A 15,231-nucleotide genomic window follows, 5' to 3' on the forward strand; every position below is an offset into this window, starting at 1 on the left:
CACCAGTGGCAGCGCCTGTAGCGCCTTGACGGCCGAGCGCGGGAATACCGGCGCGGGGGGGGGGGGCCCCCCGGGCCCCCCCCCCCCCGCGGCCCCCCCCCCCCCCCCCCCCCCCGGGGGGTTCACCCCCCCGGCGACCTGACCGATCCGGACACGGCCGAGCGCATCGTAGCGGCGACGCTCGCCCGCTTCGGGCGGCTCGACATCCTGGTCAATAATGCCGGGCTGAACATCCGCGAGCGGCGCTGGGACGCGCTGACGCCGGCGGCCGTCGACACCGTGCTGCGCGGCAACCTGTCGGCCGCTTATTTCAGCGCCCTGGCGGCCTTGCGGCCGATGCGGCGGCAGCGCGACGGCGTGCTGATCCACACGGCCTCCTGGGCCGGCAAATACGTCAGTCCGGTGAGCGGCTCGGCCTATACGGCCGCCAAACACGCCGTGGTGGCCATGAGCCAGAGCCTCAACATGGAGGAATACAACAACAACATCCGCTCGACCGCCATTCTGCCGGCCGAGGTGGCGACGCCGATCCTCGACCAGCGCCCCGTGCCGCCGCCCGCCGACGAGCGCGCCCGCATGCTGCAGCCCGACGACCTCGGGGCCTTGATCCTGTTCGTGGCGACGCGCCCCGCCAGCGTCTGCCTGAACGAGATCGTGATCAGCCCCACGGCCAACCGCATGTACGGCGCCGCTTAAGCCGGTAGACGGAGCCGCCGCAGCCGCGCATGGTGTCTCGAATCATCAAGGCGCAGCCGCGGTCGGCCGGGGAGAAAACCATGTCCCATCATGGACGTGTGATCTGGAGCGAGCTCAACAGCCACGACCCCGAGGCGGCCAAGAGCTTCTTCACGGCGACGCTCGGCTGGGCCTATGAGGATATCGGCCTGCCGGATGGCGGCACCTATGGCATCATCACCAGCGACGGGCAGCGGGTCGGCGGCTTGTTCCGGCTCGACGGGCTCGAATTCGACGCCGTGTCGGACCATTGGCTCACCTATGTGTCGGTCGACGACGTCGACGCGCGCCTGACCGGGGCCGCCAAGGCCGGCGCCACCGTGCTGCGCGATCCCTGGAGCATCCCCGGCGTCGGCCGCATGGCGATCCTGCGGGCGCCGGGCGGCGGCGTCATGGCCTGGATGACGCCCGAGGGGGCGGAGGTCGGCGCGGGGGCGTAAGTTAGCTCCGGCCTGCGCTAAGGCAGAGGAAGGCCTTTTGCTGTCGTCTGAAATGCTGGCTTCGGGCAAATGATCGCCCGCGGTGTGGGCCACGAGCGCGTGTCGCGCTGATTTGCTGAAAGGATGAGGCGGCCGCAGCAGCCTTCCTGAGAGCCGGCGCCGCCGCGACAGGATGCCGACCGACTGTTCCGCCATGTCGGCGAGCTGTTGAACGTGCGGGAACGGTGATCGGGGATAATGCATTCCTCGCCGGCCTCGAGCCGTCGATCGCCGACTTCAAGGCCTTCCAGACCGCGCGGGAGCGATGTGACCTCGCCTTCGGCCAGGGCCGCCCGCGCCTGAACGCTTGGTATGGCCGCGTCTGCCGCCGCCCGAGCGCCAAGTACTGACCGGTCGCGCTGCCTGGGCAACCCATGTTCAGCTAGGATTGCCGCTTGGCATCCTTTACGGAGTTTATCGCTGTCCTTCCTGGGTCCACGAAGCGCGATCCTGACCGGGGCTGGCTTGTCGGCCGGCTCAGCAAGGAAGCCCTCCCGGTTGGCCACGTCGTGGCCCGTCGAGAACATGGCTTCCACGGATGCGGCGCAGTGAGCCCGCGCATCTGCGTCTGCCGGCGAGCGCGTGGCAGCATCGCTTGGTTGGCCGCGTAGATCATGATTGGCTGGCCGAGCAGGGCCGCATAGTGGGTGCCGGCCGCATTCAAGTAGGGCTCTCCCATCGCCTCGGCAGCACCACCGGCGATCCCGGTGGCAAGGAAGGCCGTGACGTTCAGCTTCTTCCAAACGTTCAGGTGTTCAAGCGCGAGGATAACGACCTTCGTGCTTGAACACGCGGCATGGCTGCATCGAAAGGCAGGGTGGGGCGGGCAGGCCCGCACCGCCCAGCCTCATAGGATCGCGCCGGGTCGGAGCGGGGTCTTAGGCTTCAAGCACTCGGGATGCTCGCGGCGACCTTGCCCATGACCTGACCGCCCCGGCACCAGGCCGACGGGGCCGGCTACGAGGGCGGTGTTCCTTGGCGGTTGTTCCTGTCAGGCGTGAGGTTCAGGCCCGGGCGAGTGCGGTCGCGGTTTCGCGATAGCCATGCAGCGGGCGCCCTAGCATGGCGGTCAGACGCTCGGCGTCGCCCGCTTCGGGGATCATGCCGTCGGTGACGTAACGCTCGGCCATCAGCCGCATCTCGTAGGCCGTCCACTTCGGCATGAATGTCGCCATGCTGGCTTCGAAGCCGCTGGGATCGTCGCCTCCGTAGGCGACCGAGTGGCCGAGCACCTCCGACCAGATCGCGGCCACTTGCTGGCCGGTGAGCGTTTCCGGACCAACCACGTTGATCCTCTCGATCGGCAGCTTGCCCGGCGCCCTATCGCGGCGGATCAGCTCGATCGCCGCGACCTCCGCGATGTCGCGGCTATCGACCATGGCCATGCCTTTGCCGCCGATCGGCATCGGATAAACGCCGTGGTTCAGAATTACCTCCTTCACCATGACCTCGTTGTCGATGAAGTAGGTCGGGCGCAGGATCGTCGCGCTGAAGCCCATCGCCTCGAGCATCCGCTCGGCGCCGTACTTCACCGCGAAGTGCGGCACGTTAACGGCCCGGTCGGCCTCGAACACCGACAAGTACACCACACGCTCGACCCCGGCCTCACGCGCTACGTTCAGGGCGATGATTGCCTGGGTGAATTCGTCGCCCGTCACCGCATTCAGCAGGAATAGCGTGCGGACGCCGGAAAAGGCAGCGCGCAACGCGTCAAGGTCGAGCAGGTCGCCCTTCACCACTTCGACACCCGCCGGGAATGTGGCCTTGGCGGGGTCGCGGGTCAGCACACGCACGGCGGCGCCGCGCGTGGCGAGCTGATCGACGAGGTGGCGGCCGACGCGGCCGGTGGCACCGGTGACGAGGATGGTCATGGCTGTAGCTCCTTGGTTGGGTCTTGCTGACGAGCTGAAGATGCGTGATCCACATCGATGCAAATAGATGCGCAATTTGGACGCGGCGTCTCACTGGTGGAACATCATGGATCTGCTTGCGCTTGCCGATTTCACCCTCGTCGCCCGACATGGAGGCTTCGGTGCCGCGTCCCGCGCTGCCCGGCGGCCCAAGGCCACACTGTCCCGGCGCGTCGGCGAACTAGAAGCGGCGCTAGGTCTGCGGTTGTTCGAGCGGGGGCGGCGCGACCTCAAGCTGACCGAGGAAGGGCGCGCGCTGTTCGAACGGGCTGGCGCTTTGCTGACCGAGTTGGAGGAAACGGCCGCCGCCGTCGCGTCCGGCGGCGGCCAGGTCCGCGGGCGGCTGCGGATCAGTGCGCCCCTGCTGTTCTCGCAGACCGCAATGGGGCGGCTCGCGGCCGAGTTCGCGCGCCGCCACCCGGAGGGGCGGTTGGAGGTGACGACCGACGACCGCGCCGTGGATATGATCGAGGAGGGCTACGATCTCGCGATCCGCGTCAACCCGGCGCCCGATGATGCGCTGGTCGGTCGCCCGTTCTTGTACGACCGTTTGGTCGTGGTCGCCGGCCCCGATCTGCCGCGCCCTTCTGGTGGAGCCACGCCAGCTGTGGTGCGCGGTGCCGATCCCGCTCGATCCTGGACGCTCGCGGGCCCGAATGGGCCGGTGACGCTCGCAGTCGATGCCGTGCTGCGCCTGTCGTCGCTGGTGATGATCCGTGATGCGGTGCGCGCCGGAGCCGGGGTGGCGCGCTTGCCGTTATCGCTGGTCATGCACGATGTCGCCGGCGGGCGGCTGGTGAACTGGGGCGATGTGGCCGGATCAGAGATTGCGCTATGGGCGCTCTATCCATCGCGTCGGTTGCTCAACGCCAGGGTGTCGGCCTTCCTTGACTTGCTACGGCAATCCTTTCCCAAAGCCACCTCGGAGGAACTTGCCGCCTATCTTGCTGGATGAAGGTCCCAGCGAGCTTTCCCGTTTCACCGTCGTCGTCGGGCAAACTATGGCGGCCCCTTGCGGATGGTACGCGTCCATTTGGGTCGCTAGGAGACGCGCCGGCCAACCAGACCCGGAAGGCCCAAATGGCTGCTTGTAGGCGTAAGCAGGTGTGGTGCCTCACCCTCCTAGACCGTGCGGAACCACCTGCTTCAGGGGTTTCGTGACTCCGTCCTGCTTCCGATACGCCTGGAAAACCCATCTTGCGCCTGAGCGGGACGACTGCGCAATTTGGAAGTGCCGGTGTCTGAATGGCGATCCTCGAAGATCAGACGGATCGGGCGTTCTGCACGATCGCCTCGATTGGTGCGCCACCAAACGACCATGCTCGTTCAACGGCTTGCGTGGTGCGGAACTCCGGTGCAAGCGCCAAGTCATTGCCGGGTGGCGCGAGAGCGCTTCGGCGCGCTTGGCTGCGGAAGACGTGTTCTATCCCTCAATCCTCCCCATCCTCGGCGATCACCGCCAAAAACGCCGCGCCGTAGCGGTCGAGCTTGGCGGCGCCGATGCCCGGCACGCGGCCGAGATCGGCTAGGGTGCCGGGGCGGCGCGTCGCCATGGCGACGAGCGTCGTGTCGTGGAACACCACATAGGGCGGTACGCCCTGGTCCTTGGCCAGGCGGGCGCGCTCGGCGCGCAGCGCCTGGAACAGACGGTCGGCCTCGCCGGCCAGGGACTCGCCGGGCGAGCGGGCCGCATTGGCGACCTTGCCGGCGCGCTCGCGCCGGAGTTCCAGCTTGCGCTCGCCCTTCAACACCGCCCGGGCATCCTCGCCGAGTTTCAGCGTGCCGAAGGCGTGGTCGACCTGCACCAGCCCGGTGACGGCGAGTTGCCGCACGGCCGACAGCCAGCCGCGCTGGTCGCGGTCGCGGCCGACCCCGAAGGTCGGCAGCGCGTCGTGCCCGGCCTGCACCACCTTGTCGGTCTTGTTGCCCCGCAGCACGTCGATCACGTGGCCGGCGCCGTAGCGCTGGCCGGTGCGGTAGATGGCCGACATCAGCTTCTGGGCGATCACGGTGCCGTCGATGGTCTCGACCGGGTTCAAGCAGGTGTCGCAATTGCCGCAACGGCCCGGGTGGCTTTCGCCGAAATGCGCCAGCAGCGCCTGCCGGCGGCAGCCCGCGGTCTCGCACACGCCGAGCAGCGCGCTGAGCTTGCTGCGCTCGACGCGCTTCACCTCCTCGGGCGACTGGCCTTCGTCGATCATGCGGCGGCGCTGCACCACGTCGCTCATGCCGTAGCTCATCCAGGCGTCGGAGGGCTGGCCGTCGCGGCCGGCGCGGCCGGTTTCCTGGTAATAACTCTCGATCGAACCGGGCAGGTCGAGATGGGCCACGTAGCGCACGTCGGGCTTGTCGATGCCCATGCCGAACGCCACCGTGGCCACGAGGCACAGCCGGTCTTCCTTCAGGAAGGTGTCCTGGTTGGCGTCGCGCACCGCCCGGTCGAGCCCGGCATGGTAGGGCAGGGCCCGGATGCCGTTGTCCGAGAGGAAGCCCGCCACCTCCTCGACCTTCCGGCGGCTGAGGCAATACACGATGCCGCTCGCCTTGGCGTGCGGCTTCAGGAAGGCCAGCAGCTGCCGGCGCGGCTGGTCCTTCTCCACGATGGCATAGCGGATGTTGGGCCGGTCGAAGCTCGTCGCAAAGACGGGGGCGTCGTCGAGCTCCAGGCGCGCCCGCAGGTCGTCGCGGGTTTGCGGGTCCGCGGTGGCGGTCAGGGCCATGCGGGGCACGCCGGGGAAGCGCTCCCGCAGGGTCGCGAGCTGCAGGTATTCGGGCCGGAAGTCATGACCCCAGGCCGACACGCAATGGGCCTCGTCGATGGCGAAGAGCGCGATCGTGCCCTGGCCGAGCCAATCGATGAACCCGTCCACGAACAAGCGCTCGGGCGCCACGTAAAGCAGCTTCAGCGCGCCCGAGCGGAAGTCGCGCCGGATGCGGGCCGCGTCCTCGGAGGGCGTCAGCGAGTTCAGCGCCCCGGCATTGACGCCGGCCTGGCGCAGCGCCTCGACCTGGTCGCGCATCAGGGCGATCAGCGGCGACACCACCACGGCCGTGCCCGGGCGGCACAGGGCCGGCACCTGGTAGCACACCGACTTGCCGGCCCCGGTGGGGAACAACACCACGGCATCGCCGCCGCCCACCACCTGGGCCACCACCTCGGCCTGCCGGCCCCGAAAGCCGTCGTGCCCGAAGGTGGTGCGCAGAACGTCCCGCGGGTCCCGCACCGCGGCCGTCACCGCGGCTCCTTCTGCAGCGAAAGGTAGACCGGGTCGAATTCGGCGGCGCGTTGCAGGCCGGCCCAATCGAGGATGGTAATGACCCCGTCCTGCCAGCGCAGCAGGCTTTCGGCCCGGAGGTTCTGCAGCGTGCGGTTCACATGGACGCTCGAAAGACCCAGGATCTCGCCGATCTCGGTCTGGGTGAAGGGCAGCCGCATGGTCTGTCCCTCGGTCTGCGCCACGGCCTGCAGCCGCAGAAACATCTCGCAGATGAAATGGGCCAGGTGGCCGGCGGCCGACCGCGACCCCATGGCGGCGAGCCAGGCCCGATGCACCGCGCCGTCGATGACGGTCGACAGCCACAGCAGGCGGGTCAGGTGGGGGAAGCGCTCCGTGATCGCGGTCAACGCGGTATGCGGCACCGAGGCGATGCGGCAGGGCGTCAGGGCTTCGATCGAATGGTCGATGCGCTTCAGCACGAAGCTGTGCAGGTCGACGAAGTCGCCGGTCAGGTGCACCGCCACGATCTGCCGCTTGCCGGAGCGCGTCGAGCGGACGCGGGCCGCGAAGCCTTCGAGCAGCAGCGTGCTGCGATCCTGCACCTCGTCCTGCCGCACCATCGTCTCGCCGACCCGGAACGACCGGGTGTCGAGCGACAGGGCCTCGAGGGCGGCCTGTTCCTCGGCCGACAGCGTGTCGCGGTGTTGCAGCTTCTGGACCAGGGGATTCGCCATGGGGAACGCATAGCCGAGCCACGCCCAAACGAGAACAAGCCCAGGCAGGATAATCGAGAGCCGAACCGGGCTAACCTTTGTGAGTCGGAATCATGGCCCAGGCGGCTGAACGACGGGCCGCCTCATGGGTTTGTGACTCGGCGACCGGGCGGCCCACGTGGCGCCGGGTTCGGATCGCAAACGGTTGGGGAGAGTGTCATGGCCAAGACCAAAACGTTGTCGGATGCGTTCTACGAGACGCTGAAGGATGTGTATTACGCCGAAAAGCAGTCCGTGCGGGCGCTGACCAAGTCGGCCAAGGCCGCCAAGGCCCCCGAGCTGAAGCAGGCCTTCGAGGCGCATCGCGATGAAAGCGCCGGCCAGGTGGAGCGGCTCGAGCAGGTGTTCGAGATCCTCGGCAAGCCTGCCCGGGCCAAGACCTGCGAAGCCATGCAGGGCATCGTCACCGAGATGCAGGAAGACCTCGAGGAGTTCGGCGGCACCGACGCGGCCGATGCCGTTCTGATCGGCTGCGCCCAGGCGGTGGAGCATTACGAGATCGCCCGTTACGGCACGCTGAAGAGCTGGGCCGGCCAGCTCGGGCTCGATGAAGCCGTGACGCTGTTCGACGCGACCCTGAGCGAGGAAAAGGCGGCGGACGAGAAGCTGTCGCAAGTCGCCGAGTCGATCGCCAACGTCCAGGCTGGCGAGGGTGAGATCGACGAGGACGACGAGGACGAAGAAAAGCAGGAAAACAGCGAGGCGGAAGCGAAGCTCGCCAAGCAGGACGACGGCAAGAAGGCGCCGGCCAAGAGCAAGAAGGCGTCCTGATCCACGACCCACGGGTTTGATCGCAACGAGGCCCCGGCAGGATCACCGGCCGGGGCCTCGTTGCGTCGATGCTCCAATGGTGTCGAGGAACGCCGACACTTGTTCTAACGGGATCGGAGGTTCGGCAAGCGCAACGCCATCACATCCGCGATTGCCTGAGCCGCGCTGCCAAAGCCGTGCCGGCCATGGGCCTCGACTGCCAGACCCTTAAGTGGCAGCCAGTTCGTCGATAGGAAAAAGCAAGGCCTGACGTCCCAGCCAGACCTTGCCAGATTGTTCTGCCCACTTCTCTCGGCCATCGGAACCCCGGTGGCGGTTGGTCGCGATCCGACCTGGAGTGGTGCCGTTAAGTCCCTCCCAAGACTTGGACGGCGGCGGCGCTTCGTCACGGCGAAGCATCAGCACGGGGCAAGTGTAAGAGGAACGCTGCACATTGCAACGCCTGCATGCCGGTTTTCTGCCGTTTTTTGCCCTCGCGGTGGGTTAATCTTAGGCGTGCCGGCCGCAACGGCATTAACGGATCGTTGCGTCCGGCGTGGTTTTATGGTCTCCGGGCGCTTGCCCCTCCGGGCGTGCCGCGGCGGCGCCCACCCCCGATGATCCGAGCCCGTTGATGCGTTCCAGCCGATACTTCCTGCCGATCCTCCGCGAGAACCCGAAGGAAGCCGAGATCGTCTCGCATCGGTTGATGCTGCGGGCCGGGATGCTGAAGCAGGAGGCAGCCGGCATCTATGCCTGGCTGCCGCTCGGCCTGCGGGTGCTCAACAAGGTCAATGCGATCATCCGCGAGGAGCAGGACCGCTCTGGCGCGCTCGAGATCATGATGCCGACCGTGCAGTCGGCCGACCTGTGGCGTGAGTCCGGCCGCTACGACGACTACGGCAAGGAGATGCTGCGCATCAAGGACCGGCACGAGCGCGACATGCTTTACGGCCCGACCAACGAGGAGATGGTGACCGACATCTTCCGGTCGCACGTGCGGTCCTACAAGGACCTGCCGCTCAACCTGTACCACATCCAGTGGAAGTTCCGCGACGAGGTGCGGCCGCGCTTCGGCGTGATGCGGTCGCGCGAGTTCCTGATGAAGGACGCTTATTCGTTCGACCTCGACTATGCGGGCGCCAAGCATTCCTACAACAAGATGTTCGTGGCCTACCTGCGCACCTTTGCGCGGCTCGGCGTCAAGGCCATCCCGATGGTGGCCGACACGGGGCCGATCGGCGGCGACCTCAGCCATGAGTTCCTGATCCTCGCCCAGACGGGCGAGTCCGAAGTGTTCTGCCACAAGGACTACCTCGACTTCACGCCGCCGGCGGCCGATGTCGATTTCGACGACAAGGCCGGCCTGCAGTCGATCGTCGACACGTGGACCTCGCTTTATGCGGCCACGGAAGAAAAGCACGACGCGGCGGCCTTCGCGGCCCTGCCGGAGGGGGCCGGCATGTCGGCACGCGGCATCGAGATCGGCCACATCTTTTATTTCGGCACCAAATATTCGGCTGCCATGAAGGCCGTGGTGGCGGGGCCGGACGGTCGCGAGGTTCCGGTCCACATGGGGTCCTACGGCATCGGGCCGAGCCGCGTCGTGGCGGCGCTGATCGAGGCGGGCCATGACGAGGCCGGCATCATCTGGCCCGACGCCGTGGCGCCGTTCCGGGTGGGGCTCGCGAACCTGAAAGTCGGCGATGGCGCCACCGATGCGGCCTGCGCCAGGATCTACCAGGCGCTCCAGGCCGCCGGCCTCGATGTGCTGTACGACGACCGCGACGAGCGGCCTGGTGCCAAATTCGCCACCATGGACCTGATCGGGCTGCCCGATCAGGTGATCGTCGGCCCCAAAAGCATCGCCGACGGCAAGGTCGAGTTGAAGAACCGTCGGTCGGGCGCCCGCGAACTGATGAGCGTCGACGACTGCCTCGCCAAGCTGACCGGACAGGACCCGCGCCGTTGAGCCATGCCCCTGTTGCGGGTCGCCTCGGGCGCGCCCCGCGGTTCCGCCTTGCTGCCCCGTTCGAGTGGATGGTGGCCCTGCGCTACCTGCGGGCCCGGCGCGAACGGAGCTTTATCTCCGTGATCGCGGCCTTCTCGTTTCTGGGCATCATGCTGGGCGTCGCGACGCTGATCGTGGTGATGTCGGTGATGAACGGCTTTCGGGCCGAGCTGCTCGACAAGATCGTCGGCATCAACGGCCACATCTTCCTGCAGGCGACCGACACGCCCTTGACCGACTTCGACGCCATCGACGACCGCATCCGCAAGGTGTCGGGCGTCAAGCTGGTGATCCCGATGATCGAGGGCGCGGCGGGCGTGTCGTCGCAATATAACCAGGCCGGCGCGCTCATTCGCGGCATCCGCGAGGCGGACCTCAAGCAGCTACCCGGCATCGCGGGCCACATCACGCTCGGCTCGCTCGACGGCTTCGACACCGGTGGCGGGCTGGCGATCGGCCAGCGGCTCGCCGAAAGCCTGTCGCTGCGGGTCGGCGACGCGATGTCGGTGTTGACCGCCAAGGGCGCCCAGACGCCGTTCGGCGTGGCGCCGCGGATCAAGGGCTATCCGGTGGCGGCGGTGTTCAACATCGGCATGTCGGAGTTCGATTCGTCCTTCGTGTATATGCCGCTCACCGAGGCGCAGGCTTATTTCGACAAGCTGAACGAGGTCTCGGTGGTGGAGATTTTCGTCGACCACCCCGACCGCATCGACCAGGTCCGCAAGGAGATCGAGGAGGCGGTCGGCCGCCCCGTGATTCTCACCGACTGGCGGCAGCGCAACAAGACCTTCTTCGACGCCCTGCAGGTCGAGCGCAACGTGATGTTCCTGATCCTGGCGCTGATCGTGCTGGTGGCGGCCCTCAACATCGTGTCGGGCCTCATCATGCTGGTGAAGGACAAGGGGCCCGACATCGCCATCCTGCGCACCATGGGGGCGACGCGCGGCGCCATCCTGCGCATCTTCCTGATGACGGGTGCCTCGATCGGCGTGGCCGGGACAGGCGTCGGGCTGATCCTCGGTCTGCTGGTGGCGCACAATATCGAGCACATCCGCTCCGGCCTCAACTGGCTGCTCGGCGCCAACCTGTTCCCCTCCGAGCTGTACTTCCTGTCGCGGCTGCCGTCGGTGGTGCAGGCCGGCGACGTGGTCTCGGTGGTGGTGCTCACCCTCGTGTTGTCGCTGCTCGCCACCATCTACCCGGCCTGGCGGGCCGCGACCCTCGATCCCGTCGAAGCGCTCCGGTACGAGTGATGGCTGATTCCGCGCTCCTGCTCGACCGTGTCGAGCGCCGCTACGTCCAGGGCGCCGCGACGCTCGACATCCTGCGCGGCGCCAGCCTGACGTTGTGGCCCGGCCAGTCGGTAGCCCTGGTGGCCCCTTCGGGCTCGGGCAAGTCGACCTTGCTGCATCTTGCGGGCCTGCTCGAGCGGCCCGACGCCGGCGAGGTGATGGTGGGTGATGAGCCGACCGCCACCCTGAACGACGCGGCCCGCACGGCGATGCGCCGCTCCCGCATCGGCTTCGTCTACCAGGCCCATCATCTGTTGGCCGAGTTCTCGGCGCTCGAGAACGTCATGATGCCACAGATGATTAACGGCCTGTCGCGGCCCGAGGCGGCCAAGCGGGCGACCGAGCTTCTGGCCTATCTCGGCCTCGGCCAGCGCACCACCCACCGGCCGGCGGAACTGTCGGGCGGCGAGCAGCAGCGCGTCGCCATCGCGCGCGCGGTCGCCAACGCGCCGGGTCTGCTGCTGGCCGACGAGCCCACCGGCAACCTCGACCCGAAGACCGCCGACCACGTCTTCGGAACCCTGTCGACCCTGGTGAAGGCAACCGGCCTCGCGGCCCTGATCGCCACCCACAACATGGACCTCGCAGGCCGCATGGACCGCCGCGTGACGCTGGCCGACGGGCTGGTGGTCGAGATGGCGTAAGGGCGGACCCGCGCGACACCCTCATTCCGGGGCGGCGCAGCCGAACCCGGAACCGGTGTGCTTCGGCCTGCCTCACCGAGGCTCCCCGGTTCCGGGTCTGCGCTGCGCTCCGCCCGGAACGAGGGCGATCGGGAGGGCTTAGGCGAAAGCTTTGCCTCAACCCCACCCTCATTCCGGGGCGGCGCAGCCGAACCCGGAACCGGTGTGCTTCGACCTGCCTTGCCGAGGCTCCCCAGTTCCGGGTCTGCGCTGCGCTTCGCCCGGAATGAGGGCGATTGGGAGGGCTGGGAAAAACCTCGTCTCTGCCCCACCCTCATTCCGAGGCGGCGCAGCCGAACCCGGAACCGGTGTGTTTCGGCCTGCCTCACCGAGGCTCCCCGGTTCCGGGTCTGCGCTGCGCGCCGCCCGGAATGAGGGCGATCGGGAGGGCTGGGAAAAACCTTGCCTCTACCCCACCCTCATTCCGGGGTGGCGCAGCCGAACCCGGAACCGGTGTGCTTCAGCCTGCCTCGCCGAGGCTCCCCGGTTCCGGGTCTACGCTGCGCTCCGCCCGGAATGAGGTGTCAGTTGTTCAGGGTAGGGAATAAGTCTTCCCATTGCGGATTGGCTGCCTCGATCAGGGCGATCTTCCAGGCGCGACGCCATTTCTTCAGCGCCTTCTCACGCGCGATGGCATCCACCATCAACGCGTAATCCTCCATCCAGACGAGACGGTAAACACCGTAGGTGGCCGTGAAGCTGGGGGTCATCGCAGCCCTATGCTCGACGATGCGCCTGCCGATCGCGTGCGTCACGCCAAGGTAGAGCGTCCCATAAGGTCTGCTCGACAGCATGTAGACGTGGCACGGCACGTGAAACTTCCGGGGTGATGAAGCTCGCAGCATCAGCCTTGTCGCAACGCCCTGCAAGGCGCCTCGACACCCATCCCCACCCTCATTCCGGGGCGGCGGAGCCGAACCCGGAACCGGTGTGCTCCAGCCTGCCTCGCCAAGGCTCCCCGGTTCCGGGTCTACGCTGTGCTTCGCCCGGAATGAGGGCGATCGGGAGGGCGGGGCGAAAGCTTGGCTCTGCCCACCCTCATTCCGGGGCGGCGGAGCCGAACCCGGAACCGGTGTGCTTCGACCTGCCTCGCCGAGGCTCCCCGGTTTCGGGTCTACGCTGTGCTTCGCCCGGAATGAGGGCGATCGGGAGGGCTGGGCGAAAGCTTGGCTCTGCCCATCCTCATTCCGGTGCGGCGTAGCCGAACCCGGAACCGGTGTGCTTCGACCTGCCTCGCCGAGGCTCCCCGGTTCCGGGTCTGCGCTGCGCTCCGCCCGGAATGAGGCGTATTTACCCTTTGCGGCGGCCGAAATCCGGTGCGGCGGTTTCCTGCCCTTCCGCGATGATGCCGGTGCGGATGGCGCGGGTGCGGGTGAAGAGTTCGAACAGGCCGTCACCGTCGCCGAAGCGCACCATCCGCTGCAGGGACGACAGGTCCTCGCTGAAGCGGCCGAGCATTTCCAGCACCGCGTCCTTGTTGTTGAGGAAGATGTCGCGCCACATGGTCGGGTCCGAGGCCGCGATGCGGGTGAAGTCGCGGAAGCCGCCGGCCGAGAACTTCATCACCTCGGATTGAGTAACTTCCTCGAGGTGCGCCGCCGTGCCGACGATGTTGTAGGCGATGAGGTGCGGCACGTGGCTGGTGATGGCCAGCACCAAATCGTGATGGCGGGGCGCCATGGTCTCCACCCGGGCACCAAAGCCTTGCCAAAGGCGCCCCATGGCGGCCACGCCGGCCTCGGTCGAGCGCTCGTAAGGGGTGAGGATGCACCAACGGTCGGCGAACAGTTCCGCGAAGCCGGCGTCCGGCCCCGAGAATTCGGTGCCGGCCACCGGATGGGCCGGCACGAAGCTCGCGTGGTCCGGCAGGTGGGGCGTTACGGCGGCAATCACGGCGGCCTTGACCGAGCCGACGTCCGACACCACGACGCCGGGCTTCAGAAACGGCGCCATGGCCTGCACCACCGGGCCGCTTTCGCCGACCGGTACGCTCAGCACGACGGCATCGGCCTCGGCCACCGCTTCGGCGAGACTGTCGGCCACGGCGTCGACGACATCAAGCTCGCGCACCCGGGTCCGCACGGCGGGGCTGTTGTCGGCGGCGGTGACGTGGCCCGCGAGCCCATAGGCCTTGGCGGCCCGCGCCACCGATCCGCCGATGAGGCCGAAGCCGACAACCGTCAGGCGCGGGAAGACCGGCTCAGCCACGGGGCGGCCGGCCCATGAAGGTCGTCAGCGTCGCCACCACCAGGCGGTTCGCTTCTTCGGTGCCGACCGTTAGGCGCAGCGCGTCGGGCAGGCCGTAGCCCGCGACGCCGCGCAGCACCAGGCCGTGGTCGAGCAGAAAGGCGTCGGCCTCGGCGGCGGTGCGGCCGGGCTCGCGGGGGAAGGTGACCAGCAGAAAGTTGCCGACGCTCGGCGTGACCGCGAGGCCCAGCCGGCCGAGTTCGTCCGCCAGCCAGCCGAGCCATTGCGTGTTATGGGCGATGGAACGCTCCATGTGGGCAGCGTCGCCCACAGCCGCGATGCCGGCCTCGATGGCAGGCCCATTGGTGTTGAAAGGCCCGCGAATGCGGTTCAGCGCGTCGCACACGTGCGCCGGCCCGTAAAGCCAACCGAGGCGCAGCGCCCCGAGCCCGTGGATCTTCGAGAAGGTGCGGGTCATCACCACGTTGTCGCTTTCCGACACGAGTTCGAGCCCGGACGAATAATCGTTGGTCCGCACGTATTCCGCATAAGCGGCGTCGAGCACCAGCAGCACGTCGGCCGGCAGGCCGGCCTGCAGCCGCTTCACCTCGGCATGCGGCAGATAGGTGCCGGTGGGGTTGTTGGGGTTGGCCAGGAAGACGACGCTCGTGCGCGGCGTCACGGCAGCCAGGATGGCATCGACATTGGCCGTCAGGTCGCGTTCGGGCACGATCACGGGGGTGCCGCCCATCGCCTGCACGGCGATCTTATAGACCGCGAAGCCGTGCTCGGTGATGATCGCCTCGCGGTCTGGCCCGGTATAGGCGAGCGCCAGAAGGTTCAGCAGGTCGTCGGAGCCGCAGCCGCAGATGATGCGGGCCGGGTCGAGCCCGTAGCGGCTGGCGATGGCTTCGCGCAGGCGGCGGGCCGAGCCTTCGGGATAAAGCTCCAGCGTGGCGGCGGCGGCCTGGAAGGCCGCGATGGCCTTCGCGGAGGGCCCGAGCGGCGTTTCGTTGGCCGAGAGTTTGTAGGTCTTGGTGCCGCCCGTCGCCGCATGCCGGCCCGGCACGTAGGCGTCAATGGCCAGGACGTTGGCGCGGGCTTGCGGGCGGGCGGGGGCGTTCATGCAGGCGATCCGGTGACGCGTCAGGCGAGCTCGAAACGGGCCGCGTGGCTGCCGACATAAACGGGGG

At 67.9% G+C, this 15,231-nt stretch carries 15 protein-coding genes; 8 read left to right on the forward strand and 7 right to left on the reverse strand.

Features of this window, described 5'->3' with window-relative positions; all coding sequences use genetic code 11:
• Positions 1–138: 138 nt before the first annotated feature.
• The 3 genes from P7D22_RS19225 to P7D22_RS19235 all read left to right on the forward strand — a co-directional run bounded on the left by P7D22_RS19225 (position 139) and on the right by P7D22_RS19235 (position 1,564).
• Positions 139–696, forward strand: a complete 558-nt coding sequence (locus P7D22_RS19225; protein ID WP_319935881.1) for an SDR family oxidoreductase — start codon at positions 139–141, stop codon at positions 694–696.
• Positions 697–776: 80 nt separating this feature from the next.
• A complete protein-coding gene (locus P7D22_RS19230) occupies positions 777–1,175 on the forward strand; it encodes a VOC family protein (protein ID WP_319935870.1) in 399 nt (132 codons plus the stop codon).
• Positions 1,176–1,321: 146 nt separating this feature from the next.
• Positions 1,322–1,564, forward strand: coding sequence for a glutathione binding-like protein (locus tag P7D22_RS19235; RefSeq protein WP_319935882.1), 243 nt, complete (start codon positions 1,322–1,324; stop codon positions 1,562–1,564).
• A 32-nt stretch (positions 1,565–1,596) separates the two neighbouring features.
• Here the strand turns inward: P7D22_RS19235 and P7D22_RS19240 are convergent, their stop codons facing one another.
• Positions 1,597–2,052: a DUF2000 family protein gene (locus P7D22_RS19240; protein ID WP_319935871.1), complete on the reverse strand. Its 456-nt coding sequence runs from the start codon at positions 2,050–2,052 to the stop codon at positions 1,597–1,599.
• A 166-nt stretch (positions 2,053–2,218) separates the two neighbouring features.
• Positions 2,219–3,085, reverse strand: a complete 867-nt coding sequence (locus P7D22_RS19245; RefSeq protein ID WP_319935872.1) for an SDR family oxidoreductase — start codon at positions 3,083–3,085, stop codon at positions 2,219–2,221.
• A 106-nt stretch (positions 3,086–3,191) separates the two neighbouring features.
• Between P7D22_RS19245 and P7D22_RS19250 the strand changes: the two genes are divergently transcribed.
• Positions 3,192–4,079, forward strand: a complete 888-nt coding sequence (locus P7D22_RS19250; RefSeq protein ID WP_319935883.1) for a LysR family transcriptional regulator — start codon at positions 3,192–3,194, stop codon at positions 4,077–4,079.
• 475 nt (positions 4,080–4,554) lie between these two features.
• Here P7D22_RS19250 and recQ read toward each other — a convergent pair whose 3' ends face one another.
• Positions 4,555–6,360: a DNA helicase RecQ gene (gene recQ, locus P7D22_RS19255; protein ID WP_319935873.1), complete on the reverse strand. Its 1,806-nt coding sequence runs from the start codon at positions 6,358–6,360 to the stop codon at positions 4,555–4,557.
• Positions 6,357–7,076: a Crp/Fnr family transcriptional regulator gene (locus P7D22_RS19260; protein ID WP_319935874.1), complete on the reverse strand. Its 720-nt coding sequence runs from the start codon at positions 7,074–7,076 to the stop codon at positions 6,357–6,359. The genes recQ and P7D22_RS19260 overlap by 4 nt, the downstream gene beginning before the upstream one ends.
• Before the next feature lie 198 nt (positions 7,077–7,274).
• Between P7D22_RS19260 and P7D22_RS19265 the strand changes: the two genes are divergently transcribed.
• The 4 genes from P7D22_RS19265 to P7D22_RS19280 all read left to right on the forward strand — a co-directional run bounded on the left by P7D22_RS19265 (position 7,275) and on the right by P7D22_RS19280 (position 11,812).
• Entirely contained in the window at positions 7,275–7,886 is a 612-nt protein-coding gene (locus P7D22_RS19265; RefSeq protein WP_319935875.1) for a YciE/YciF ferroxidase family protein, read from the forward strand.
• 613 nt (positions 7,887–8,499) lie between these two features.
• Complete coding sequence (proS, locus tag P7D22_RS19270; RefSeq protein WP_319935876.1) at positions 8,500–9,837, forward strand: proline--tRNA ligase; 1,338 nt, start codon at positions 8,500–8,502, stop codon at positions 9,835–9,837.
• Between the two features lie 68 nt (positions 9,838–9,905).
• The gene (locus P7D22_RS19275; protein WP_319935884.1) at positions 9,906–11,129 is read left to right on the forward strand and encodes a lipoprotein-releasing ABC transporter permease subunit; all 1,224 of its coding nucleotides are present in this window, start codon (positions 9,906–9,908) and stop codon (positions 11,127–11,129) included.
• Positions 11,129–11,812 carry an ABC transporter ATP-binding protein gene (locus P7D22_RS19280; RefSeq protein ID WP_319935877.1) on the forward strand — a complete coding sequence of 228 codons (684 nt, stop codon included), beginning with the start codon at positions 11,129–11,131 and terminating at the stop codon, positions 11,810–11,812. Before P7D22_RS19275 ends, P7D22_RS19280 begins: the two co-directional genes overlap by 1 nt.
• A 563-nt stretch (positions 11,813–12,375) precedes the next feature.
• Here the strand turns inward: P7D22_RS19280 and P7D22_RS19285 are convergent.
• From P7D22_RS19285 to P7D22_RS19295, 3 genes are all read right to left on the reverse strand, one after another.
• The gene (locus P7D22_RS19285; protein WP_319935878.1) at positions 12,376–12,663 is read right to left on the reverse strand and encodes a GIY-YIG nuclease family protein; all 288 of its coding nucleotides are present in this window, start codon (positions 12,661–12,663) and stop codon (positions 12,376–12,378) included.
• A gap of 478 nt (positions 12,664–13,141) precedes the next feature.
• The gene (locus tag P7D22_RS19290) at positions 13,142–14,059 is read right to left on the reverse strand and encodes a prephenate/arogenate dehydrogenase family protein (protein ID WP_319935879.1); all 918 of its coding nucleotides are present in this window, start codon (positions 14,057–14,059) and stop codon (positions 13,142–13,144) included.
• Positions 14,052–15,164: a pyridoxal phosphate-dependent aminotransferase gene (locus P7D22_RS19295; protein WP_319935880.1), complete on the reverse strand. Its 1,113-nt coding sequence runs from the start codon at positions 15,162–15,164 to the stop codon at positions 14,052–14,054. The genes P7D22_RS19290 and P7D22_RS19295 overlap by 8 nt, the downstream gene beginning before the upstream one ends.
• Positions 15,165–15,231: the final 67 nt, after the last annotated feature.

The organism is Lichenihabitans sp. Uapishka_5, from assembly GCF_033947565.1.
Taxonomy (GTDB): Bacteria; Pseudomonadota; Alphaproteobacteria; order Rhizobiales; family Beijerinckiaceae; genus Lichenihabitans.